We start from the raw sequence: 23644 nt of genomic DNA, 5'->3' as shown, positions 1-23644 counted from the left end.
AGTTTAATACAAACAAACGATTGGAACTATATTTAAATTCTCGCCATAATGGCTCCAACAAATCAAGAGGAACAAACTATGTTAAAGAATATTGAAGGTCAAACAATCCCAAACGTTACATTTGCAACACGTCAAAACGACGAATGGAAATCAGTAACCACAGACGAAATTTTTACAGGCAGAACCGTTGTTGTGTTTTCACTACCGGGCGCATTTACACCAACCTGTTCATCAACTCACTTACCACGCTACAACGAGTTAGCCGGTGTACTTAAGCAAAATGGCGTTGATGAAATTGTATGTGTATCAGTAAACGATACATTTGTAATGAACGCATGGGCAGAGCATCAAGAAGCGCAAAACATCACATTATTACCTGATGGCAACGGCGAATTTACTGACGGCATGGGCATGTTAGTAGATAAAAACGATTTAGGCTTTGGTAAGCGCAGCTGGAGATACTCTATGCTAGTTAAAGATGGCGTTATCGACAAAATGTTCATCGAACCAGATTTACCAGGCGACCCGTTTGAAGTTTCTGATGCAGACACAATGCTTGACTACATCAACCCAAAACAAACTAAGCCAGAGCCAGTAACCGTATTTACTAAGCCTGGTTGCCCTTTCTGTAAAAAAGCAAAAGAGCTACTAACAGAAAAAGGCTACGCATTTGAAGAAGTTGTTATGGGTGCAGGCGCTACATTAACAAGCCTTAAAGCAATTTCTGGCCGTGACACTGTTCCACAAATATTTATTGGTGGACAACACATTGGCGGCTCAGACGATTTAGAAAAATACTTTGCTTAATTAAGTAAAAAAATAGCAGGGGCGTACGCGCCCCTCTATATCAATCTCATCGCACAGATTGAAAATAATAAAGGATACCACTATGAAAGAATTACAAACCGATGTTGTTGTTATAGGTGCAGGTACTGCAGGCTTAAGCGCATACCGTAACGCAAAACAATTCACCCCTAACGTTTTAATGATTGAATCAGGCCCGTACGGTACTACCTGTGCACGCGTTGGTTGTATGCCAAGTAAATTACTTATTGCCGCAGCCGAAGCCGCGCATTCAATTGAAATGGCACCTGCATTTGGTGTACATAGCTCAAAGCCACGAATAGACGGCAAAGCAGTTATGGCACGTGTTAAAAGCGAACGAGATCGCTTTGCAGGATTCGTAGTAGAAGCCGTAGACGACATTCCTGATGAAGATAAAATTCGTGGCTACGCTAAGTTTTTAGACGCCAACCGCGTACAAATTGACGATGACATCATTATTACTGCTAAACGCTTTGTAATTGCCACCGGTTCGCGCCCATCATACCCAGGCGTGTTTAATAACTTTGGTGACAAACTTATTATAAACGACGATGTATTTAACTGGGACGACCTACCAGAGTCAGTGGCTGTATTTGGCCCAGGCGTAATAGGCCTAGAAATTGGCCAAGCACTTAGTCGCTTAGGCGTAAACGTAAAATTATTTGGTGTTGGCGGCGCAATTGGCCCACTTACCGACCCAGTAATTAAAGACTATGCAAACACTGTTTTTGCTGAAGAATTTTTTGTAGATACCGACTCAAACGTATCTGACATGATGCAAGTTGGCGATAAAGCTCAGCTTACTTACACCGATAAAGACGGTGCTAAACACACCGAGCAATTTGACTACGTACTTGCAGCCACAGGCCGAGTACCCAACGTAGACAAGCTAGGTTTAGAGAATACCGGCATAGAGCTTGATGAGCGCGGTGTGCCACACGCCGACCCGCACACAATGCAATGTGGTAACTCAAATATATTTATAGCGGGCGATGCCAGCAATATGATCCCCCTGCTACACGAAGCATCTGATCAAGGCACCATTGCCGGTCAAAATGCTGGGCGCTTCCCCGATGTACGCATTGGCCTTCGCCGCGCAAAAATTGCCGCAGTGTTTAGTGACCCACAAATAGCAATGGTAGGCGACAGCTACAAACAAATTACAGACCGCCTAGGTGAATGTGGTTGCTTTGAAGTAGGCGAAGTGAGCTTTGAAAACCAAGGCCGCAGCCGAGTAATGCTTAAAAATAAAGGCCACATGCGCGTTTACGCAGAGCAAGGCACAGGCTTATTTTTAGGTGCAGAATTTATTGGCCCACAAGCCGAACACCTTGCTCATTTATTAGCATGGGCTGTGCAAAACAAAATGACAGTACCAGAAATGCTGGATATGCCATTTTACCACCCAGTAATTGAAGAAGGTTTACGCACTGCCCTACGCGATTTAAATGCCAGACTTAAATTTGGCCCAGATATTATTAACAGCTGTATGGAATGCGGACCAGGCGCTTAACTTTTATACAGTAATAAAACAAATACATACTTGCTAACAAAAAGCCAAAACAGTCGTTTTGGCTTTTTTATGCGCTTTTTTAACGCTAATACCCATTGTATTAAATTATGAGGTATTTATAGCAACAGATAAACAGAGTACATACAAAGGCATAATTTTCGATAGGCAACTGCTCTACTTTAAAATTTATAACGCCGTTTACGCTTTATTTAGCACGCCAGAATGACTAAATTTTTAATTCGATTGCTATAACCTCTCAAAAATTATTTTAGCTGTTACACTTATTTGATTACTCAATCACAACAAGATGGAAAAGCTATGCCCAATAATAAATTTAGACTAGTCACCCGCAGCGATTTCGACGGCTTAGTATGTGCCGTACTGCTCAAAGACTTAGACCTAATTGATGACATTTTATTTGTACACCCAAAAGACATGCAAGATGGCAAAATAGACATAACTGCAAACGACATTACCACTAACCTACCCTACGTTGCTGGCTGTCATATTGCATTTGACCATCACTTAAGCGAAACCGTACGTAACGCAAGCGATATTAAAAACCACGTAATTGACCCTAAAGCCCCTTCTGCTGCACGCGTTGTTTATGATTATTATGGCGGCGCAGAAAAATTTCCAAACATCAGCACAGACATGATGGAAGCCGTAGATAAAGGCGATGCAGCGCAGTTTTCAAAAGACGAAATACTCAACCCAACAGACTGGGTATTAATGAACTTTATCATGGATGCACGCACAGGCCTTGGCCGATTCCGCGAGTTTAAAATTTCAAACTACCAATTAATGATGAAGCTAATTGATGCCTGTAAAGATCAAAGCATTGAAGATATTTTAAAAATGGAAGACGTAGCCGAACGTGTTGCGCTTTATAACGAGCATAACGAAAAGGCCAAAGAGCAAATAGCACAATGCGCAACCGTGCATAAAAACCTCGTGGTGCTAGATTTAACTCAAGAGGAAACTATTTACGCCACCAACCGCTTTGTTATTTACGCCATGTACCCCGACTGCAATATATCAATTCACAAAATGTGGGGCCTTAAAAAACAAAACGTAGTATTTGCCATAGGTAAATCAATCACCAACCGCAGCTCAAACACCAATGTGGGCGAGTTATGCCTTAAACACGGCGGTGGCGGCCACTTAAACGCCGGTACCTGCCAAGTAGAAACCAGCAAAGCCGAAGCAGTGCTTGATGAGCTGATTGATACGATTACGAGTGATGGTTGAGCTGTAAGCTGTAAGCTGTAAGCTGTCGAAATTATAAAGCGAGTAGATTTATATTTACTCGCTTTTTTATACGTAGTTATACTAATTACTGTTTTACTAACACTTCAACTCAGTAGTTATTGGTATCTTAGATTTTTTAAGAGCGGCTTTGAGCTATAAGCGGACGATCGGGTAAACTCGTTGTTAGACAGAAACGTGTTAGATCTGATGGTCTAATACGTTACTGTCAAATTAGGCAAAGTATGTGGATTTCTGTTTGTTAGGCTTTTGTACTGCACCACTGGACTTCCCACAGAAATGATCAAGCATTCTGAGAAACTAACAGCGAAAGATGAGCAAACCCGATTATAAGTTTAACAGCGCATTAAATCTGACGCCCCACATTGTCCGATTTTTTTCTTAAAAGAAAATGACGCAAAAAAGCGTCCAACATGTTCCGCAGTTTATGCGGGCGTTAGCAGTCGATATGAAATTTCGCATAATTAGAAGCATTGAAGCACATATTATTAAAGATCGTGTACCAACTGAGTACAAGAGCTTAGCGGCAGCTTGTGAATCTCAGTTTTCTGAAAAATGTACTTTGATTACTTTTCCACATGATAGAAAAGATGTGATAAAAAGTAACCTTACAGAAAAAGCATTAAAAAAGTTTGGAGAGCCGAGCCAAGATACTTTAATAGTTGTTGGAGGCTGTTTTTCATTAGAATCTGTTGAAAAATTAAAAAAGTACAATGCTGTTTTTCTTGCTCTATCGGAATTCTCATGGACAGATGAGCGGTACACGTTAATAAAGGCAGGCGAACCTAGGTAAAGTCAACTGCTAAGAAGTCGTTTAAAAGGACAAAAACAGTTGGCTTCTAACGAGTTGTTACGAACGTCCGGAAATGGCACTGGGCCGAACTTCGACAAAGAGCGAATTACGGACATTGAGCTAATCTTCATTGTTAAATAATATTATGCTATACCATTATAATGACTCTTTATTTTATAGGGATTTGAAATAACAAATGATGAGAACTTTTTTATTGTGTTGCAGTTTAATCATTGCGACGTCTGCTTATGGAAATATGCCATCCTATTTCAACGAAGACATTGATAGCGAGTACAGAGAGCTGCTTAAACATGCGGACAAGATGCTTCCTCAAACGGATAAACAGCTAGCATACCTTCCTTCATTCTTTCCATTTAGTCTGTTGGATGTTCGCCCAACGAATTTCGTAAATAATAATGACAAGCAAGCCTTTGCAAATTTTAATTTTGGGGTATTAGGAAGTAGGTTCCTGAATATTAATAAGAAGCAACTTTCTAATTTGCCAAGCATCTCAATATGCAAGGAGCAAAAATGTAAAAAAGAACGAATTGAGCTGATAAAGCAGTTTTTAGTGGATTCAAAGAGTGAAGTTGAAATGTTGAGACAAAATACAAATCTTTATATTGTCCAGCAAACGGCACCACATGTTTTTCGCATAAATAACACGTTTTATAGTCCAACGCAGCTTATTACCTACTACCCATCCAAACAAGCAGGATTTATCCCGTCAGGTGACTATAGGCTATCCAAGCCTGAAAAAGCTCCCAAAATGTTGGCATTATCTGAAGTTACTAAGGCTCTGAGAGAGGTGATGGCTAAGTATAATGTTGCTGCAATCACGAGAGTAAACGAAGAGAGTCTCAACATAATCTTTGGAGGTATAAGCGATAACCATTGGGGAATCGTAATTAACCATAAATCAACTATTCCAACTTCTGGTGATTATAGCCATATAGGTTTGGAATTCGATATTGTTCAAAAAGTTTCTGATAGCAGTTTTTACTATCAGACTAACTAATGGCTGTTATTGGCACTACCCAGCCACTCGGCAACATAAAATATTGATAATAATTGGTAAGGTATTTTACTGTGTCGGATGGCGCTTCGCTTATCCGACCTACGCAGGCACAAAAGAGTTACTAATATTGCATTAGGTTTTTGGTTGGTAGCCCCTGCAGGAATCGAACCTGCAACTGCCCCTTAGGAGGGGGCCGTTATATCCATTTAACTAAGAGGCCGCATCGAGCTTACAGCAGCTTACAGCTTACAGCTTACAGCTTACAGCTTACAGCTTACAAAAATTATAACGGCATCTTGTTTTTCATATCAAGCTAAAATTAACTTAATTGCTTGATAAATATATATCTTCTTTGTTTAACACGTACAGCGGTATGAGTTTACGGCTGCTTGCTACAATATGTTTGCTGTGAACATTTATAACGCGGGTATTTACTGCTACGCCATTTGGGCGGTAAATTAACGTACCTGCTAATACATAGTTAGCCATGCTGCTTTCGCTTAGCTTTTCTATATCGCGAGATAACACGAAGTCGCCTCTGTTTGATACATCAATGTTGTCCATGGTTTTAAAATCTACCACGCCGTAGCCAAATTTTTGCAGCTGATGAATAAACGTCTCTGCTAATTGATTACCCAACTGATTACTTTTATTAAGCGATGCGTCTAAATCTACAATGGTGGTAACCGCTATGTTGATGCTGTTGTTATCGGGCGCTTCGGCTTCAAGCGTATCGACTAAATCCAGCGCCATTTGCTCTACATAGTTTGCCAGCGTTTTGTGGTGTTTAAGCGGTGTAAACTGCCTTGCTGTGTCGTACTCACTTTGCTGCTGCACAGATTGGTTGGCATACAAAGGCGTTGGTTGGCTACTTTGCGTTACCACGGTGTAGTCTGAGCGCGTGTTTATGCTTTCGTTATGCTCATTATTTTGCGTTATTGAACAGCCAGTTAATGCTAACGTTGCCGTTAGCCCCGCTATAGCAGATAGTTTGTAAAACATGGTCAACCTCACTCGCTGGCTTGTTTAAGCATAATTCCGTCTGTGCGATAGCTACTGTTTAGCGCATCAACCACTGATTGAGGGATAAACCCTTGCGCACTGCCCACTACCGCTTTACTTTTAATGCCCACTATTCGTGCATTTACCAGTACGCCACCTTGGTGGCTCACAAGTGTTCCTGCTAAAACGTAATTAAAGTTTTGATCTTGGTTTAGCTCTAGGTAGTCGCGGCTAAATACAAAGTCGCCTGCCGGGGTTACTCGCATATAATCGGTGGTTTTAAAATCGATAACCGGTACTCCAAAACTATGCAGTTCGTGCATAAAGCTTTCGGCTATTTGGTTACCTAACAGGCTTCCATCGCTGTAGTCATCATCTAAAAATACAAAGCTAGAAACGGCAAGTGGCGTTTTGTCGTTTACGTATTGCAGGTTTTCGACCATGTCTTGCATTATACCGCGCACATAATGGTTTATATTTTTGCGTTTTGCAGGGGCACTTTTGGTGTAGTTACTTTGCTTGTTTAAATTAGACTGAAATAACGCTTCATTTGGTGCAGGTGCTTTTACCGCACGTTGCTCTGAAACAAGCTGGGCTGCATTGTCTTGCTCAACCTGCTCTGGCTCTGAATGTAGCGAATTTAACATTTGCGAACAGCCAAAGCCTAATGGCAAACATAGGGTAATTAATAGGTTTCTCATGGTGTGCTCCTGATTAATATTCGCTGCGGTACAAAGAGCCGTCACGCTGCTGAATTTTTTCGTTTCCCCACATTACATTTATAGGGATCTCTGTGCTGCCTGCCGACAGTACTTGCTTGTTTTCAATATTAACGAGTCGTGCATTAACTATGTAAGCATGCTGTTGGCGCGTTACAGTGCCGGTGATGACTAAGTCAATATTTTGGCGATTGCGTAATTTACTTAAGTCGCGGCTTAATATGCTGTCTGCGTTTTGCGCTAATATAAGGTTATTACCTAGGCGGTACTCAACGGTATGATAGCCAAGCTGGGTAAATTGCGTTAATAAGCTTTCTTGAATTTGTAAGCTCAAACCCGAGGCCTGCCCTGCTACTAGCTTAGTATCTAAAGCATCTGCATAAAAAAAGCTACTCACACCAATGCGCGCATTGGCATTTAAAGCGCCATTTACATGGTTAAGCTGCGAGGTTAGATTTGCTACATACTCGTTAACGGTATAGGGTGCCATTGCTGCTTTTGGCGCGTCAGTAGGCACACTCGGCTCTGGGGGCGGAACCAAGTTGCAAGCAGTTAAATTTAACAATACTAAAGGCAATAAAAGGCGCATAGTTGCCGTCCTCTTTAAAACATACCGAGGATAAAGCAATTATTATGCCTAATTAACCTAAACTCTGGATAATAAACCTATCTCTAGCCAGAGATAATAAATTTAAGTATCAAGATAGTTCAATATGCTAGTAAGGCTCTTAACCAGAGTTCAGGTTAATTAACTTTGAGGCGTTTTGACGTAGTAGGTTACAAAGCAAGTATTATTGTTTATTAATGACTTACATGCATCCTTTGCTGCTTCTTTTGTTTTAAACGCACCAAGCTTTAATCTATAAAAGGTGTGCTGGTCAATCAGTACTTGCTCGGTATTTACTTCAAGCTTATTTGAGGGTGATTGAAATTGCTTTATAGCAGCTTCAAGTACCGCTTTATTTTTATACGCCCCCACTTGCACAGCAAACAGCGCATTTGTATTCACAACAGCTAAGTGGTTAGTTTGCTGCGGTTTTGGCTGCGCGTTAAGTTGTTTTAATTTATCTACTGTGCGCTGTAATTCACTTTCTAGCTTTAACAGTCTTTCTAGTTGAGGCTTGGTTTGTTGCCACTGCTGCGCTGACTCTTTGAGTACGGCTAAATCATCTTTTTTAATGAGCACCGCCTGCTTTTGGGCCGTTGCGAGTGCGTGAGCACTGTTTGCTAATGCAAAGCCTAAAACTAATGTGGCTAAAAAATCCTTGTAGTGCAGCATAAGTATGTTGTTAATATGGGTAAGAGTGGGCGCTATTTTAACAGCCAATCAACGCTTAGCAAGTCACGCGTGCTAGGACCTATTACGCTTTTATACCAATTAGCTTAATTAAGTAATCTATTATGAGGATAGTAAAACGTATTGATAGCTAGGTAAAAAAATTCGCTATTTAGTTGCTCTAAACGAGATTTATTAACGCAGAACGCAACACGATTAGCCCCGTAAAATAATTATTTATTATTGCGGGTTAGTATCACTATTAAAGTTTAATTGGCTTATCGGTGTAGTTACTTACAATGCAGTCGAGCTTATACATTTTAAATACTTCACAGTCGGCTTTGGCATTTTTAAGGTTTTTATAAGAGCCAAGCTTTAAGCGATAAAAGGTTTTATCATTTATTTTTGCGGTTTCTACGTTGGTTAATATTTTATCTCTAAATAGTGGCGCTGCTTTGGTATTTAGTTCTTGCCAAGCTTTGGCTACATCCTGCTTAGAATCAACCGAGGCAACTTGTAATGCAAATACATGTTTAGGGGTATTAAGCTTTATAGTTTGCTTTTGGTTATTGTTAGCAGCTTTGTAAGTTTGCTGACGACGCGGCTTGTTGATGGTTGTACGTGAAGGCGTGCGAGTGTAACGGCTACTGTAGGCAGGGCTTGCATTAGATTGTGCAATAGCTTTAGAGTTTATTATATCTATATGATTAACCAGGTAAGTAATTTCTTTTTCAAGCTTTAAAATACGCTCTATACCGGCGCGTGCTTGCTGCCATTGCATTGCGGCATCTTTTAATTGCGCAAGCTCTAGTGCAGTTATCGATACGTAATCGGGCGTGGTGTTAGGTATTTCATTATCAACAGCAGGTTTAGCGGTAGGCGTAATAGAGCACGCCGTGCCAAACGTAAGCGTAAAAAGGCATACAAAAAAGTGTTTATAGTATTTTTTTAATTTAAGCATGTACCCGTTATCCTGAAAGCAGTGCCTGTGCACTTACATTTCAGTTAAACATTCTCACAAGAAAGCGTTTAACTTAGCAATTTAAACAATGAGCGATTTTTGCTCCCGCACGCTAATTTACCTGCTTAGATAAAATTAACATGACCCTTCCGTGAGTTTGGCTTTTAATACAACTTTGATGCCAATTAACATAAACTTTACAATATAAATTACGTTATGTTGCTATATAACGCAAGTCAAATTCAGAACATAATTAAGCGTAGACCATCTTTATTACTGGCGGCGTTAAAATTAAGTAAACCCATACCTATTTTTGTATTAATAATTTAGCACTAAAAAAGGCGCCTAAACAGGCGCCTTGGTGGGTAATTTAATAAAACCTAAATTAACGATTTAATAAATGTTTTTAAATCATCTGCAAACTCGTCGCGGCGCAGAGCAAACTCTATCGTTGCTTTTAAGTAGCCTATTTTACTACCACAATCGTGGCTGCGGCCTTTCATTGCGTACGCGTCTACTTTTTCTTGCTGCATTAGCATGGCAATTGCATCTGTAAGTTGAATTTCGTTGCCAGCCCCTTGCGGCGTTTTAGCAAGAAGTGGCCAAATGTTTTCGCTCAATACATAACGCCCTACTACAGATAGGTTTGAAGGTGCTTCATCTACTGGCGGTTTTTCTACCATGTTTATAATTGGCGAGCTTTCACCTTGGTGAAGCTCTACGTCACCTAAATCAACAACACCAAATTTGTCTACTTCGTCCATTGATACTGGCTCAACCATAATTTGGCTGTGCTTAGTTTCTTCAAAACGGGCGATCATCTCTGCTAGGTTGTCTTTTTTAAGGTCGCTCTCTACGTCATCAACAATTACATCTGGCAAAATAACCACAAAAGGTTCGTTGCCAATAATTGGCGCTGCACAGTTAATTGCGTGGCCTAAGCCTTTGGCTTCGCCTTGGCGTACGTGAATAATGGTCACATCTTTAGGGCAAATTGCCTGTACTTCGGCAAGTAATTGCCGCTTTACGCGTTTTTCAAGCGTGGCTTCTAGTTCAAAGCTGGTATCAAAATGGTTTTCGATAGAGTTTTTACTTGAGTGCGTTACAAGTACAATCTCTTTAACGCCTGCTGCTACCGCTTCATTTACTACATATTGAATAAGCGGGCGGTCTACCACAGGGAGCATCTCTTTAGGGATAGCTTTTGTGGCAGGTAACATACGCGTTCCAAGGCCTGCTACGGGGATCACTGCTTTCATCTTGTTCTCCTTAATCTTATTATACTGAAAACGGATATTGGATTGGTTCGTGGCATTGATAGCCTACTACTTCAAAATCGTCTCGTGTTACCCATGTTTCTATATCTTCTAGTGATTTTATGTTTGGGTTAATATTTAATTGCGGTGAGTCAAATGGCTCACGTGTTAACTGCACATCGCGCATTAACGGTAACTGGTTTTCGTAAATATGCGCGTTAGCAATTTTATGATACGCCTTACCTGCTTTATGGCCGGTAATTTGCGCTACCAATGCCAGTAATACAAAGCACTGAATTTGATTAAAATTAAGGCCCAGCGGCACATCGCAACTGCGCTGATACGATGTTAAATACAGCGTGTCGCCAAGCAGCGAAAACGTATGCGTGTGCATACATGGGCGCAAGCAACCAAGCTCAAACTCACCTGGATTATAAAAGGTAATTATTTCACCTCTGTCATCAATCCCGTTTTTTAAGTTATTTATTACTTTAGCAAGCTGATCGAGCGTTGAGCCATCTGGGCGTTGCCAATTGCGCCCTTGCACGCCATAAACGCGGCCCATGTCGTCCTCGCCTTTGCGGTTAGGGTTATTTAGCCATGCGTTATTGTCGTTTGCGTTTGCATCCCAAGTTTTACAGCCTATATCGCGAAATTGCGCTGCGCTATCGTACCCTCGTAAATAACCTAAAAGCTCTGCTATAGCGGCTTTGTAGTAACTTTTACGAGTGGTGATCATAGGAAATTTATTATTACCTACATCGTATTCTAAGTCGGCATTAATAACGGTTAAGCAACGCGTGCCTGTGCGTTTGTTTTCTACCCATACACCTTCGTCAACGATGCGCTGACATAATTTTAAATATTGTTTCATGATCTGTTCTTACTATGCCTTTGCTGCGGTTACAGGTTGCGGTTTTTTGTACGCCCAAATTAATAGCCCTAGGCCACCAATTATCATAGGTAACGAGAGTATTTGACCCATTGAGATAAAATCGGCAAATAGACCAAGCTGCGCATCTGGTTGGCGGAAATATTCAATACAAAATCTAAATACGCCGTACCCTAATAAAAACACACCGGCTACACTGCCTGCAGGGCGAGGCTTTTTAATAAACCATAATAAAATTAAAAACAGGACTAGCCCTTCAAAAAAGGCTTCGTATAACTGCGATGGGTGACGCGCAAGCGGCCCACCCGTTGGAAATACCATTGCCCATGGCACATCGCTTACACGGCCCCATAACTCGCCATTTATAAAGTTACCAATACGCCCTGCTAATAAGCCCACCGGAACCAGCGGCACCACAAAATCTCCCACTGCGAATAGTGATTTTTTGCGGGTTTTGGCAAATAGTATAATAGCGGTAATAACCCCTAATGTTCCGCCGTGGAACGACATACCGCCTTGGTCAATTCTAAATAAATATAATGGATTTTCTAAAAAGTAGCTAAACTGATAAAACAATACATAGCCAATTCTGCCGCCTAAAATAACCCCTAGCATGCCGTAAAAAAGCAAGTCGCTAACTTGCTCTTTAGTCCAGCCAGAGTTTGGTTTTTCGGCTTGACGATTAGCAAACCACATCGCAAATGCAAAACCAATTAAATACATTAAACCGTACCAACGTACGCTTAGCGGTCCAACAGAAAAAATTATTGGATCGATTTGAGGAAACTCAAGTGCCATAAATAAACCTTTAGCTAAAAACCATTTTAAGTGCGATGAGCACAAGCAACACCGCGAAAATTTTCTTTATTATATTAACAGGTAAATAATGAGTTGCTTTAGCCCCTAAGGGCGCCACAAACCACGATGTTATTACAATACCAAATAATGCAGGTAAGTATACAAACCCTGCGAACCCATGGGCTAAATCGGTTACCTGCCAGCCTGCGCTTATATAACCAATAGAGCCAAATAGTGCGATAACAATGCCGCTCGCTGATGCACAGCCTATCGCTTTTTTCATATCAACTGAAAAGTAATTAAGCATAGGGGCAATAAGTGCGCCGCCACCAATACCTATTAAACCAGAAAGCGCGCCCATAAGAGCAGAAATGCTCCCTAAAATAATCCCTTTTGGTAGCGGTTTTTCTTTAAGCGATTTACTACGTGATGCCAACACCATTCTGCCTGCAATAAATACAACACTTATTGCAAACACGCTGCGTAATGCTTGTTCGGGTATTAAACTTGCGGCAAAGCCACTTATTAACGCGCCTAAGCCTACACCCGACATAACCCACGGTGCAATTTGCCACGGCACATTATCATTTTTATGATGAGCCAAGACTGAAGAAGTAGAAGTGAATAAAATAGAGGCAAGCGATGTTGCAATAGAAATAACTAATACGTGTTCAGGTGAAGTAACGTCAAACATCAGTAATAAGCTACTTAAAACAGGCACAATAATTAAACCGCCGCCTATCCCTAATAGCCCAGCTAAAAAGCCAACTACACAGCCAAGTAGCGCACAACTGGACACGAGTAAAGCTAAGTCATACATAGTGTTCTCAAATACCTTTTCGTGCGCCTATATTAAAGGATTATAAAGTTAATAGCATCTTTAAGCGCTGCATTATTTGGCGGTATAGAATAGATCGCCTAATTGGTGTTCAATCATAAAATTGCGCGTTAAGCGCAGTACCTGTTTAGCGTTCGATTGCACTAAACACTCTGCGAGTAATTGCTGCATATCGTTAATATTTAAGCGCCTTAAAATCCACTTTACTTTAGTTAACGACGACATGTTCATACTTAAATGCCTATAGCCCATGGCAATGAGTAAAATAGCGCCCTCTGGCTCGCCGCCTAGCTCGCCACATAAACTAAAGGGTAAACGGTGTTTATTACATTCATTCGCTACTTTATTTAATACCCTTAACACACCGGGGTGGTATGGGTTAAATAACTGAGCCACGCGCGCATTTGCTCTATCGACAGCAAGTAAGTATTGCGTTAAATCGTTACTGCCTACTGAGCAAAAATCTACTTTTTTAGCCCACTCGTCGAGCATAAATATACTTGAGGGTACTTCAAGCATAATGCCCACTTCTGGGCGCTCCAAGTTTTGCTCTGGGTGTTTTTCTGCCAGTTCAAAGTAAGCTTGTTCAAATAACGCGAGCGCTTCGTCTACCTCTTCTGTACCGCTGATCATAGGCAGCATTATTTTTAAATTACCTAAGCCCATGTTTGCTTTTAACATAGCTTTGAGCTGATCTAAAAACAGCTCTGGATGGTCAAGGCTTATGCGTATGCCGCGCCACCCTAAAAAGGGATTTTCTTCGGTGATATTAAAGTAATCTAAAACCTTGTCGCCACCAATATCTAGGGTTCGCATAACCACTGGCGCTGGGTGGTAACTTTTTAGCACCTCCCTATACCAGTTTTCTTGCTCAGCTTGCGATGGAAATTGCCCCTTTTGCATAAACCATGCTTCGGTACGATAAAGCCCTACCCCATCGCAAATATGCGCACTGCTTTGCTCGGTATTAAGCTCAAGCCCTGCATTTAGCATTAAATTTATTTGCTCACCATCTAAGGTAACCGACTGTGCACTTTGCTCTGCTAAAAAGCGATTATTGAGTAGTTTATCTTGGTGCTTTAACTGTGCGTATTCATCGAGTAACACTTGCGAAGGAGAAATATATAAACGCCCAGCAAAGGCATCTAAAATCATTGGTTTAGCATCAAATTGCAATAAGGGTAAATCTTCAATACCCCAAATAGCCGGTATTCCCATCGCTCGGGTTAATATAGAGGCATGGCTATTGGCTGAGCCATTCACACTCACTACACCGGCTAAATGCCCGTTGGGTACTTCAGCCAGCATGGCGGGCGTCAAGGTATTCGCAATTAATATGGTATTGGGTGGGTAATCTTTTACTGCGTGCTCTGTGTTTACAAGGTGGTGTAATACCCTTAAACCTATGTCTTTTACATCAACTGCGCGCTCTTTAATGTAGGGGTCTTGCATGGCATTAAACTGCGAAATAAGCCGCTCAATAACAATTTTTAAGGCGCTTTTTGCACACCAACCCTCTTGTAACTGTACCTCAACGTTGTGGCCTAAACTTTTCGCATCAAGTAATTGTTGGTATACATCAAATACCGCGAGTGCTTCACGTGGGATTGAGTCACTCAAGGTCATAGACAGGGTATTAAATTCTTTGCGGGTGGCAGCAACGGCTTGTGTAAACAAACGGCGCTGCTCGGCGCTATCGGGATCTTTTTTTAGCTCTATAGATTTAAAATCAAGCTTGGGCAGTACCACAAAGGCTTGGCCAATCCCAATACCTGGGGCACTCGAGACCCCTTTGAGCACTGAGGTTTGGTGTGATGATTCGTCTTGGCGTAAAAGCTCTTTTATTTCAGCATGCGCAAGTTGCGAGGCTAGCTGCGCTGAAAGGGTAATTAAAAACGACTCTTCGTCTTGGCTAAAAACCCGCGCCATTTTTTGTTGTACAACAATAACGCCCAATACCTTTTTTTGATGCACCACAGGTACAGACAAAAAGGCATTGTAACCTTCTTCGTTTACTTCGGGGGAGAGCTTAAAACGCGGATGAGATTTTGCAAAAGCAATATTAATAGGCTCTTCACGCTGGGCCACTAAACCTACAAGCCCTTCGGTAAAACCAATTCTAAACTTACCTACGGCGTCGGGGTTAAGGCCTTCGGTTGCCATAAGTACAAAGTTATCTTGGCTGTAGTCGGCAAAATAAATAGAGCAGCACTGGGTTTTCATGGCCTCTTTAACCATTTTCACAAAGCACACTAAGGCACTGTCTAAATTCGCTTGTTGCGAAACAGACTCAGCAATAGTTCTAAGTGTTGCCAGCATTACCTGCTCCTTATTTTATAATTATGCTACTACCTTTTGTGTCGCCACTGTTCTTTATGATGTTCTCTTTTATTAAAAGGCATTGCAAACGGTGCAAACTCTTTCATCACCCGTCTGTATACATCGCGTTTAAACGATACCACTTGCCTTACTGGGTACCAATAACTCACCCAGCGCCAATCATCAAACTCGGGATGATGTGTTTTAAGCAAGTTTACATCTTCATCTTTGCAACGCAGTTTTAATAAAAACCATTTTTGTTTTTGCCCAATACACACCGGACTAGAGTCGCGGCGAATTAATCGCTTGGGTAATTTATAGCGTAACCAATGTTTTGAGCTTGCAACTATTTCTACATCTTCTGGTCGCAAACCTACTTCTTCGTGTAATTCACGGTACATGGTTTGTTCGGGTGTTTCTCCGTCATCAACACCGCCTTGGGGAAATTGCCAAGAATGTTGACCGTAACGTCTAGCCCAAAAAACCTGCCCCTGATTATTGCAAATTACAATTCCGACATTGGCACGAAAACCTTCGGCATCAATCACCTTAGTGCCTCATTTGTAAGTCGATTTTTAATGATTGTTCCACATTAGCTGCAATTCGGCAAACACTATTATCCCCAAAGTCATCACGCCCTAATCGCACGTTTACTATTTACGCTGTGCATAACGACTTAACCTTAAATGAGCACTGAGTAATTACAAGGATAAAATAACCCTTAATTGACGCAACTTTTAGCAAAAAAAGCTAAGCTATGCCTTGATTATTATGTTTCGTGCTATTTACTCACAGCTTGTGTATAACTTTTGATAAACAAGGCTATTTTGCAAACAAGTCCACAATAGCAGATCTAAAAACTCGCTTTCTCCACAGATTCTGTGGATAAACATGTTTATATAGTTGTATTTATCCCATATAGAATTTGCTAACTTAATTAAAGCTGAATGAGTTAATTGAAAATATTAAAGCTAGTCAGTCACTTACAGTTAAACTGTGACTTTTTGGGGTGAGCAAAATTACGCCAAACACAGTACGTATAAAAAACAACCAAAAGCAAAGATATCCACCTTACAGGGGTTTTGCTATCATGGCGCTGTTAATTATTCAAGATAAATGAGTAGCATGCGACCAACAAAACCCCATTCAATTAATGACTTAATGCAACGCGTAAACGCTATTGCCGGTTTAACATTAGGGCAATTAGCCTCTCAATACAGCTTTAAAACCCCTGACGACCTATTACGTGAAAAAGGCTGGACCGGGCAACTTATTGAATACGTGTTAGGCGCTACTGCAGGCTCAAAACCCCTCCCCGACTTTGAAGATTTAGGCGTTGAATTAAAAACACTGCCTATTTCGTATAAAGGAAAACCCTTAGAAACCACTTTTGTGTCGGTTACCCCCCTTATAAACGTAACCGGCATGACGTGGCATACAAGCGCTGTGCGTAAAAAACTCAATCATGTTTTATGGCTGCCTATATTGAGTGAGCGCGATATTGCGCCTTTTGATAGAACCATAGGCAGTGGTTTTTTATGGCAGCCTACGCCTGAGCAAGATGCATTGCTACAACGTGATTGGGAAGAGCAAATGGAGTTAATAGCGCTTGGGCGAGTTGATGAAATATCAGGCCATTTAGGGGATGCCATTCAAATTAGGCCAAAAGCCGCTAATAGCAAAGTGGTTACCGATGCTATTGGCCCAAATGGGCAAACAATAAAAACCTTACCGCGTGGTTTTTATTTAAAAACCAGTTTTACAGGGGCTATTTTAAAGCAGCAGTTTCAGCTCTGAGCTGTACAGAAAATATTATGAGTTAAGCAAATCCTTTTTCGCACTGCGTGCGCGCGTTAGCAAGCTTAACGCCTACAAAGCATTCTCATCTCTTTGATAAATTATCAGGCATAAAAAATCCCCGCATTAGCGAGGATTTTATCATCTAAAATTAAAAATAAGATTCTATATAGAATAGAATTACTGACCTTTAACTTCTTTAAGACCGTTGTAAGGTGCTTTAGAACCTAGCGCTTCTTCAATGCGAAGAAGTTGGTTGTACTTAGCAACACGGTCAGAACGGCTCAATGAACCTGTTTTAATTTGGCCTGCAGCAGTACCTACCGCTAAATCAGCAATAGTTGCATCTTCTGTTTCGCCAGAACGGTGCGAAATAACAACTGTAAAGCCTGCATCTTTAGCCATTTTGATTGCTGCTAACGTTTCAGTTAGTGAACCAATTTGGTTAAATTTAATTAGGATTGAGTTAGCAATACCGTTATCAATACCGCGTTTTAAAATCTTTGTGTTAGTTACGAATAAATCATCGCCTACTAATTGGATTTTATCGCCCATTAATTTAGTTTGGTGTGCAAAGCCATCCCAATCTGACTCATCTAAGCCATCTTCAATAGATACAATTGGGTATTGCTCAGTTAGATCTTTTAAGAAGTAGTTAAACTCTTCTGAAGTGAACTTTTTGCCTTCACCTTTCAGATCGTAAATGTTTGCTTCTTTGTCGTAAAACTCAGAGGCTGCACAGTCCATAGCCAGTGTAATATCTTTACCTAGCTCGTAACCTGCGTTTGCTACAGCTGTTTTAATAGCTGCAAGTGCCGCTTCGTTAGATGCAAGGTTTGGTGCAAAACCACCTTCATCACCTACTGCTGTAGAGTGGCCGTCTGCTTTTAATACTTTAGCAAGGCTGTGGAATACTTCAGCGCCCATACGTAGGCCTTCGCGGAAGTTTTCAGCGCCAACTGGTTGGATCATAAATTCTTGAATATCTACAGAGTTATCTGCGTGTTCACCACCGTTGATGATGTTCATCATAGGTAACGGCATTGAGTAAACACCTGGTGTACCGTTTAAGTCTGCGATGTGCTCGTAAAGCTCAACTTTTTTAAATTGTGCAGCGGCTTTTGCAGTTGCTAGTGATACCGCTAAGATAGCATTTGCACCTAGTTTTTCTTTATTTTCGGTGCCATCTAAATCTAGCATTACTTTATCTACAGCACTTTGTTCTAATGCATTTTGGCCTTTTAGCGCATCCGCAATTTCGTTGTTAATAAAACCAACTGCGTTTAATACGCCTTTACCTAAGTAACGGGCTTTGTCACCATCACGTAGCTCTAGTGCTTCGCGAGTACCTGTTGATGCACCTGAAGGAGCGGCAGCGCGGCCCCAAGAACCATCAGCTAAATATACATCAGCTTCAACAGTAGGGTTACCACGCGAGTCCATAATTTCGCGACCAATTACTTTTACGATTTCTGACATCTTGATTCCTCTATATTCCCAAAATGGTGAGTTCAGCTAACTTTACTACGTTTTATATCTTTTAGTCAGCCCTTTAGACAAAAAAGCCGTGCAATATGCACGGCTTTTTTTAATTACGAAGACGTTTTTTGATGAGTATGAGCAGCTGCTACAAACCCTTCAAATAACGGGTGACCATCACGTGGTGTTGACGTAAATTCCGGGTGGAATTGCGCGGCAATAAACCATGGGTGATCTTTATTTTCGATGATCTCTACTAGTTTTTTATCTTCTGATAAACCGGTAAAGCTTAAGCCTGCTTGCTCTAATTGCTCTACAAAGTTGTTGTTTACTTCGTAGCGATGACGGTGACGTTCAATAATTTCTGTATTGCCGTACACTTCGTGCACCTTAGAACCCGGCGTTAAGTGACATTTTTGTGCGCCTAAACGCATGGTGCCACCTAAATCAGATTTTTCATCACGTATCTCAATGTTACCCTCAGCATCTAACCACTCTGTAATTAAGCCCACCACTGGCGCTTTTGAGTGAATATTAAACTCAGTTGAGTTAGCGTCGGTTAAACCTGCAACATTACGTGCATATTCAATAAGCGCTACTTGCATACCTAAACAAATGCCTAGGTAAGGTACTTTGTTTTCACGGGCATACTTAGCAGCTAAAATTTTACCTTCAACACCACGGCCGCCAAAACCACCTGGTACTAAAATAGCGTCTAGATGAGAAAGCAGTTCTACCCCTTTGCTTTCTAAGTCTTGCGAGTCAACGTATTCAATATTAATGGTTAAACGGTTTTTAAGACCTGCATGCTTAAGTGCTTCGTTAACTGATTTGTATGCATCTGGTAGTTCAATGTACTTACCAACCATACCAATCGTTACTTCGCCAGTCGGGTTAGACTCTTGATAAAGTACTTGTTCCCATTCAACTAAATCAGCTTCTGGTGCGTCAAGGTGGAAACGACGACATACAAAGTTATCTAGCTCTTGTGATTTTAATAGTGCAGGAATTTTGTAAATGCTGTCTACGTCAGGAAGCGAAATAACCGCTTTTTCTTCAACGTTTGTGAACAATGCAATTTTTGCACGTTCGTTGTTAGGCAATTTACGGTCTGAGCGACAAATAAGAATATCTGGCTGAATACCTACAGAGCGTAACTCTTTAACTGAGTGCTGTGTTGGTTTAGTTTTTACTTCGCCTGCAGGGCCTAAGAATGGCACTAGCGTTAGGTGAATAAATAGCGCGCGTTCGCGGCCAATTTCTGTACCTAACTGACGAATTGCTTCAATAAATGGTTGTGATTCAATATCACCTACTGTGCCACCAATTTCTACAATCGCAATATCATGACCTTCAGCACCGTCGTATACACGTTGCTTAATGTCATTTGTGATGTGTGGAATAACCTGAATGGTTGCACCTAAGTATTCACCACGGCGCTCACGACGTAGTACATCTTCGTACACTCGCCCTTGTGTAAAGTTGTTGCGGCTGGTCATTTTGGTGCGAATAAAACGCTCGTAGTGACCTAAATCAAGATCCGTTTCGGCGCCGTCTTCTGTAACGTATACTTCACCGTGTTGAATTGGGCTCATTGTGCCTGGGTCAACGTTTATGTAAGGATCCAGCTTTAAAATGGTAACATCTAAACCGCGGGCCTCTAAAATAGCTGCCAATGACGCTGCTGCAATACCTTTACCCAACGAAGAAACAACCCCGCCAGTAACGAAGATAAATTTTGTACTCATGCGAACCCTAGAATATCAGGAATTAAAAGGAATATAACACCCGAGAAAGAGACTCTGGGTATATCATCAAGACGGGGCGAAATTGTACCAAAACAGCGTTGAGCAATCCAGCTAAAAATAGCGTTTACGCGCACAAAAAATGTTCGTTGATTAACATTAGGTTGTACTGAGCTAATCTTATTTCGCTTTTTTAATGGCTTCCCATGCTTCTTCCATTTCGTCAAGCGTTGCGCGCTCTAAACTTTTACCTTTTGCAATTAAATAACCTTGCACTTTTTCAAAGCGCGCCGAGAACTTATCGTTGGCTTGTCTGAGTAGTTGCTCTGGGTCGCGTTTAACATGGCGAGCCACATTTACTGTGGCAAATAATAAGTCGCCTATTTCTTCTGCTGTATGATCGGATGAAGGGTCGTGCTCAAGCGCTTCTTTTACTTCAAGTACTTCTTCACTTACTTTATCAAGTACCCCGTGGTAGCTTGGCCAATCAAAACCAAGTGCGGCAACACGCTGCTGAATTTTTTTAGCTTTAGTTAGGCTTGGCATATTGGTGGGTATATCTTGCCAAAGTGAGGCTTTGCTTGGCTGTACTTTTGCTACACGCTCTTGTGCTTTAATTGCTTGCCATTGCTTTGCTAATTGCTCGTCGGTTAATGCTTGCTTAGTGTTAAAAACATGAGGGTGACGGCGGGTAAGTTTACTATTTAGCTCACTAACCACGTCGTTAAAATCAAACATGTCCTGCTCTTTAGCAAGTTGTGCGTAAAAAACGATTTGAAACAGTAAATCACCCAGCTCATTTTTAAGCTCGTTTAAATTACCCGACTCTATGCAATCGGCCACTTCAAAGGCTTCTTCTAGTGTGTGCGGTACAATCGATTTAAAATTTTGCTTGCGATCCCACGGGCAACCGTCGGTAGGATCGCGAAGCAACGCCATAATATCGAGGAGTTGCTCAAGGGCGTTACTGTTTGCCATTTTATTGGTTTCGCTTGGCACTGTGAACACCTTCAATTTGATGCAGTTTAGACAAAACCCGGTTTGTGCCCGATAAATCATGCACTTCTATTTGCATAGTAAATACCGCTAACTGATCAGCCCCAACAGTATTAACGTTCATGTTGATCACATTTACTTTTTCGTTAGCCAGTACAGAGCTAATATCGCGAATTAAACCTGAGCGATCGCTTGCTTCTATTTTTATACTTAGCGCATAAGAGCCGTTTATTTCATCTGACCAACTAACCGATATTACACGCTCTGGGTGTTGCTCTTTTAAGTTGTTAAATGAATCGCAATCTTCGCGGTGCACCCCAATGCCACGGCCTTGTGTAATATAGCCAATTATTTTATCGCCAGGTACTGGGCGACAACACTTAGCAACGTGGCTCATTAAACTGCCTACACCATCAACCACAATGCCGTTTTTATCGCCAGTTACTTTACTTGGCGCTTTAAAACGAATTACGGGTTCTTCTTCAGTACGATCACTGACAAAGTTAAGCATTTGGTTTAAGCGAACATCGCCGGCACCTATGGCAACCATTAAGTCATCTAGTTCTTTAAAATTAAAGCGCTTAATGGCTGGGTCTAAATCTTTGTAGGTTAAATCTAGCTTTTGCAGTTCGTTATCAAGAATCTCTTTACCGGCGCTTAAGTTTTTATCGCGGTCGAGCTGTTTAAACCAATGATGGATTTTAGCCCTTGCACGCGACGATTTAATATAACCAAGCGATGGATTTAGCCAATCGCGGCTTGGATTAGGCTGCTTTTGCGTGAGAATTTCTACCTGATCGCCCGTTGATAGCTGATGTGTAAACGGCACTATTTTGCCAAATACTTTAGCCCCTATACAGCGGTGCCCTACATTTGAGTGGATGTAGTAAGCAAAATCAAGCGGTGTAGCGCCAACAGGTAAATCGATAATATCGCCGCTTGGGGTAAATATATAAACGCGGTCTTCTACAACTTGGTTTTTAAGCTCTTCGGCTAAATCGCCCCCATCAACCACTTCTTCTTGCCATTGCAGTAATTTGCGCAACCAGCTAATTTTTTGCTCATAGCCTGAGCCACGCCCAGGTAAAGCGCCTTCTTTGTACATCCAGTGCGCGGCTACGCCTAGCTCTGCATCTTGGTGCATTTCGCTGGTGCGTATTTGTATTTCAACGGTTTTCCCTTCAGGGCCAAATACCACGGTATGAATTGATTGATAGCCATTTTGTTTGGGTGTAGCAACGTAGTCGTCAAACTCTTTATTAAGGTGGCGCCAATTAGTGTGCACAATACCTAGCGCGCCGTAACAATCTTGCAGGCGCTCTACAACAATTCGCATTGCTCTAATATCAAACAGCTGATCAAACTCGTAGTTTTTTTGCTGCATTTTTTTATAAATGCTGTAAATGTGCTTAGGGCGGCCATACACTTGCGCCTCAATACCGGCTTCGCTTAGGCGAGCTTTTACTTGCGCAACCATATCTTCCATATAGGCTTCGCGGGCAAGGCGCTTGTCATCAAGTTGTTTAGCAATGCTTTTATAGGTGTCGGGGTGTAAATACCTAAACGATAAATCTTCTAGTTCCCACTTAAGCTGGCCTATACCTAACCTGTTTGCTAACGGGGCAAAAATATCTGCGGTTTCTTTAGCGGCAATAACACGCTCTTCTTCATCGCCATTTTTTACATTGCGTAAATGGCACACTTGCTCAGCAAGTTTAATCACCACAGCGCGCACATCTTCAACCATGGTAAGTAACATTTTACGAATGTTATCTACCTGCATAGTGCCTTTACCTTGGTGCGATAAAGTACTAATAGCAGCCATTTGCGCAACCCCTGTTAAAAGCATGGCTACATTTTTGCCAAGTTGTGCTTCTACGGTTTCAAGGTCTACTAAGTCATTTAAGTAGTAATGCGTGAGATACGCGGTTGCGAGAGATTCTGCATCTAAATTTAGCTCGGCTAAAATCTCGACCATTTCTATGGCCGTGTTTTGCCGTGCTTGGTTGTCACATGTAACACACAATGCTTGCGCTTTGTTTAGTAGCGTTATTTTCTCTTGCGATAACGCTAACTGTTTTAGGCTAGTAGCAAAGTCACCTGTGTCGTCCTGTTGATGTGATTGACGTGTAGCGACCATAAAACGCT

Annotated in this window: 21 protein-coding genes and 1 tRNA gene; 6 read left to right on the top strand and 16 right to left on the bottom strand. The window is 41.4% G+C overall.

Annotated elements, in window-relative coordinates; all coding sequences use genetic code 11:
* Positions 1-78 precede the first annotated feature (78 nt).
* The 5 genes from AN390_RS02630 to AN390_RS02610 all read left to right on the top strand — a co-directional run bounded on the left by AN390_RS02630 (position 79) and on the right by AN390_RS02610 (position 5418).
* Entirely contained in the window at positions 79-807 is a 729-nt protein-coding gene (locus tag AN390_RS02630) for a glutathione peroxidase (RefSeq protein WP_055252882.1), read from the top strand.
* An 82-nt stretch (positions 808-889) separates the two neighbouring features.
* Positions 890-2338, top strand: a complete 1449-nt coding sequence (locus AN390_RS02625; protein ID WP_055252881.1) for a dihydrolipoyl dehydrogenase — start codon at positions 890-892, stop codon at positions 2336-2338.
* Positions 2339-2656: 318 nt separating this feature from the next.
* Positions 2657-3589, top strand: a complete 933-nt coding sequence (locus AN390_RS02620) for a hypothetical protein (RefSeq protein ID WP_055252880.1) — start codon at positions 2657-2659, stop codon at positions 3587-3589.
* A 466-nt stretch (positions 3590-4055) separates the two neighbouring features.
* Positions 4056-4400 carry a hypothetical protein gene (locus AN390_RS02615; protein WP_055252879.1) on the top strand — a complete coding sequence of 115 codons (345 nt, stop codon included), beginning with the start codon at positions 4056-4058 and terminating at the stop codon, positions 4398-4400.
* A gap of 196 nt (positions 4401-4596) precedes the next feature.
* The gene (locus AN390_RS02610) at positions 4597-5418 is read left to right on the top strand and encodes a hypothetical protein (protein WP_236695065.1); all 822 of its coding nucleotides are present in this window, start codon (positions 4597-4599) and stop codon (positions 5416-5418) included.
* A 145-nt stretch (positions 5419-5563) separates the two neighbouring features.
* On the opposite strand, the gene AN390_RS02605 is transcribed toward AN390_RS02610, so the two are convergent.
* The 12 genes from AN390_RS02605 to rppH all read right to left on the bottom strand — a co-directional run bounded on the left by AN390_RS02605 (position 5564) and on the right by rppH (position 16027).
* A tRNA-Arg gene (locus tag AN390_RS02605) sits at positions 5564-5638 on the bottom strand.
* A gap of 104 nt (positions 5639-5742) precedes the next feature.
* On the bottom strand, positions 5743-6420 hold the full coding sequence (locus AN390_RS02600) for a FlgO family outer membrane protein (RefSeq protein WP_055252877.1): 678 nt from the start codon (positions 6418-6420) through the stop codon (positions 5743-5745).
* An 8-nt stretch (positions 6421-6428) separates the two neighbouring features.
* On the bottom strand, positions 6429-7121 hold the full coding sequence (locus tag AN390_RS02595) for a FlgO family outer membrane protein (protein WP_004586248.1): 693 nt from the start codon (positions 7119-7121) through the stop codon (positions 6429-6431).
* A 13-nt stretch (positions 7122-7134) separates the two neighbouring features.
* The gene (locus AN390_RS02590; RefSeq protein ID WP_004586247.1) at positions 7135-7728 is read right to left on the bottom strand and encodes a FlgO family outer membrane protein; all 594 of its coding nucleotides are present in this window, start codon (positions 7726-7728) and stop codon (positions 7135-7137) included.
* Between the two features lie 159 nt (positions 7729-7887).
* On the bottom strand, positions 7888-8466 hold the full coding sequence (locus tag AN390_RS02585) for an SPOR domain-containing protein (protein WP_055252876.1): 579 nt from the start codon (positions 8464-8466) through the stop codon (positions 7888-7890).
* A gap of 211 nt (positions 8467-8677) precedes the next feature.
* The gene (locus tag AN390_RS02580) at positions 8678-9376 is read right to left on the bottom strand and encodes an SPOR domain-containing protein (protein WP_055252875.1); all 699 of its coding nucleotides are present in this window, start codon (positions 9374-9376) and stop codon (positions 8678-8680) included.
* Positions 9377-9756: 380 nt separating this feature from the next.
* The gene (gene galU, locus AN390_RS02575) at positions 9757-10635 is read right to left on the bottom strand and encodes a UTP--glucose-1-phosphate uridylyltransferase GalU (protein WP_055252874.1); all 879 of its coding nucleotides are present in this window, start codon (positions 10633-10635) and stop codon (positions 9757-9759) included.
* A 19-nt stretch (positions 10636-10654) separates the two neighbouring features.
* A complete protein-coding gene (locus tag AN390_RS02570) occupies positions 10655-11506 on the bottom strand; it encodes a thymidylate synthase (RefSeq protein ID WP_004586243.1) in 852 nt (283 codons plus the stop codon).
* 12 nt (positions 11507-11518) lie between these two features.
* Positions 11519-12322, bottom strand: a complete 804-nt coding sequence (gene lgt / locus AN390_RS02565; protein ID WP_004586242.1) for a prolipoprotein diacylglyceryl transferase — start codon at positions 12320-12322, stop codon at positions 11519-11521.
* A 10-nt stretch (positions 12323-12332) separates the two neighbouring features.
* Positions 12333-13142 (bottom strand): sulfite exporter TauE/SafE family protein, encoded by an 810-nt coding sequence (locus tag AN390_RS02560; protein ID WP_055252873.1) that lies wholly within the window; start codon positions 13140-13142, stop codon positions 12333-12335.
* 72 nt (positions 13143-13214) lie between these two features.
* Positions 13215-15479: a phosphoenolpyruvate--protein phosphotransferase gene (gene ptsP, locus AN390_RS02555; protein WP_004586240.1), complete on the bottom strand. Its 2265-nt coding sequence runs from the start codon at positions 15477-15479 to the stop codon at positions 13215-13217.
* A gap of 29 nt (positions 15480-15508) precedes the next feature.
* The gene (gene rppH / locus AN390_RS02550; RefSeq protein WP_004586239.1) at positions 15509-16027 is read right to left on the bottom strand and encodes an RNA pyrophosphohydrolase; all 519 of its coding nucleotides are present in this window, start codon (positions 16025-16027) and stop codon (positions 15509-15511) included.
* Between the two features lie 577 nt (positions 16028-16604).
* Between rppH and mutH the strand changes: the two genes are divergently transcribed.
* Complete coding sequence (gene mutH / locus AN390_RS02545) at positions 16605-17276, top strand: DNA mismatch repair endonuclease MutH (RefSeq protein ID WP_055252908.1); 672 nt, start codon at positions 16605-16607, stop codon at positions 17274-17276.
* 180 nt (positions 17277-17456) lie between these two features.
* Here mutH and eno read toward each other — a convergent pair whose 3' ends face one another.
* The 4 genes from eno to relA all read right to left on the bottom strand — a co-directional run bounded on the left by eno (position 17457) and on the right by relA (position 23636).
* A complete protein-coding gene (gene eno, locus AN390_RS02540) occupies positions 17457-18755 on the bottom strand; it encodes a phosphopyruvate hydratase (protein WP_029771921.1) in 1299 nt (432 codons plus the stop codon).
* 113 nt (positions 18756-18868) lie between these two features.
* Positions 18869-20503, bottom strand: coding sequence for a CTP synthase (locus AN390_RS02535; RefSeq protein WP_004586236.1), 1635 nt, complete (start codon positions 20501-20503; stop codon positions 18869-18871).
* A gap of 177 nt (positions 20504-20680) precedes the next feature.
* Entirely contained in the window at positions 20681-21478 is a 798-nt protein-coding gene (gene mazG, locus AN390_RS02530; RefSeq protein WP_055252907.1) for a nucleoside triphosphate pyrophosphohydrolase, read from the bottom strand.
* Position 21479: 1 nt separating this feature from the next.
* Entirely contained in the window at positions 21480-23636 is a 2157-nt protein-coding gene (relA, locus tag AN390_RS02525; protein ID WP_024033076.1) for a GTP diphosphokinase, read from the bottom strand.
* Between the last annotated feature and the right edge of the window lie 8 nt (positions 23637-23644).

The organism is Pseudoalteromonas sp. P1-11 (assembly GCF_001399995.1).
Taxonomy (GTDB): domain Bacteria; phylum Pseudomonadota; class Gammaproteobacteria; order Enterobacterales; family Alteromonadaceae; genus Pseudoalteromonas; species Pseudoalteromonas atlantica.
The sequence above is the reverse complement of the archived record's forward strand: the minus strand, read 5'-3'. Positions and strand labels throughout refer to the sequence as shown.

Excerpts from the sequence above, each read along its gene's own strand:
- AN390_RS02590 (WP_004586247.1), bottom strand. The coding sequence starts at position 7,728 with ATGCGCCTTTTATTGCCTTTAGTATTGTTAAATTTAACTGCTTGCAAC.
- AN390_RS02535 (WP_004586236.1), bottom strand. The coding sequence starts at position 20,503 with ATGAGTACAAAATTTATCTTCGTTACTGGCGGGGTTGTTTCTTCGTTG.
- eno (WP_029771921.1), bottom strand. The coding sequence starts at position 18,755 with ATGTCAGAAATCGTAAAAGTAATTGGTCGCGAAATTATGGACTCGCGT.
- mazG (WP_055252907.1), bottom strand. The coding sequence starts at position 21,478 with ATGGCAAACAGTAACGCCCTTGAGCAACTCCTCGATATTATGGCGTTG.
- AN390_RS02570 (WP_004586243.1), bottom strand. The coding sequence starts at position 11,506 with ATGAAACAATATTTAAAATTATGTCAGCGCATCGTTGACGAAGGTGTA.
- AN390_RS02625 (WP_055252881.1), top strand. The coding sequence starts at position 890 with ATGAAAGAATTACAAACCGATGTTGTTGTTATAGGTGCAGGTACTGCA.
- AN390_RS02610 (WP_236695065.1), top strand. The coding sequence starts at position 4,597 with ATGATGAGAACTTTTTTATTGTGTTGCAGTTTAATCATTGCGACGTCT.
- mutH (WP_055252908.1), top strand. The coding sequence starts at position 16,605 with ATGCGACCAACAAAACCCCATTCAATTAATGACTTAATGCAACGCGTA.
- lgt (WP_004586242.1), bottom strand. The coding sequence starts at position 12,322 with ATGGCACTTGAGTTTCCTCAAATCGATCCAATAATTTTTTCTGTTGGA.
- relA (WP_024033076.1), bottom strand. The coding sequence starts at position 23,636 with ATGGTCGCTACACGTCAATCACATCAACAGGACGACACAGGTGACTTT.
- AN390_RS02620 (WP_055252880.1), top strand. The coding sequence starts at position 2,657 with ATGCCCAATAATAAATTTAGACTAGTCACCCGCAGCGATTTCGACGGC.
- AN390_RS02630 (WP_055252882.1), top strand. The coding sequence starts at position 79 with ATGTTAAAGAATATTGAAGGTCAAACAATCCCAAACGTTACATTTGCA.
- AN390_RS02580 (WP_055252875.1), bottom strand. The coding sequence starts at position 9,376 with ATGCTTAAATTAAAAAAATACTATAAACACTTTTTTGTATGCCTTTTT.
- AN390_RS02560 (WP_055252873.1), bottom strand. The coding sequence starts at position 13,142 with ATGTATGACTTAGCTTTACTCGTGTCCAGTTGTGCGCTACTTGGCTGT.
- AN390_RS02615 (WP_055252879.1), top strand. The coding sequence starts at position 4,056 with ATGAAATTTCGCATAATTAGAAGCATTGAAGCACATATTATTAAAGAT.
- ptsP (WP_004586240.1), bottom strand. The coding sequence starts at position 15,479 with ATGCTGGCAACACTTAGAACTATTGCTGAGTCTGTTTCGCAACAAGCG.
- AN390_RS02600 (WP_055252877.1), bottom strand. The coding sequence starts at position 6,420 with ATGTTTTACAAACTATCTGCTATAGCGGGGCTAACGGCAACGTTAGCA.
- AN390_RS02595 (WP_004586248.1), bottom strand. The coding sequence starts at position 7,121 with ATGAGAAACCTATTAATTACCCTATGTTTGCCATTAGGCTTTGGCTGT.
- galU (WP_055252874.1), bottom strand. The coding sequence starts at position 10,635 with ATGAAAGCAGTGATCCCCGTAGCAGGCCTTGGAACGCGTATGTTACCT.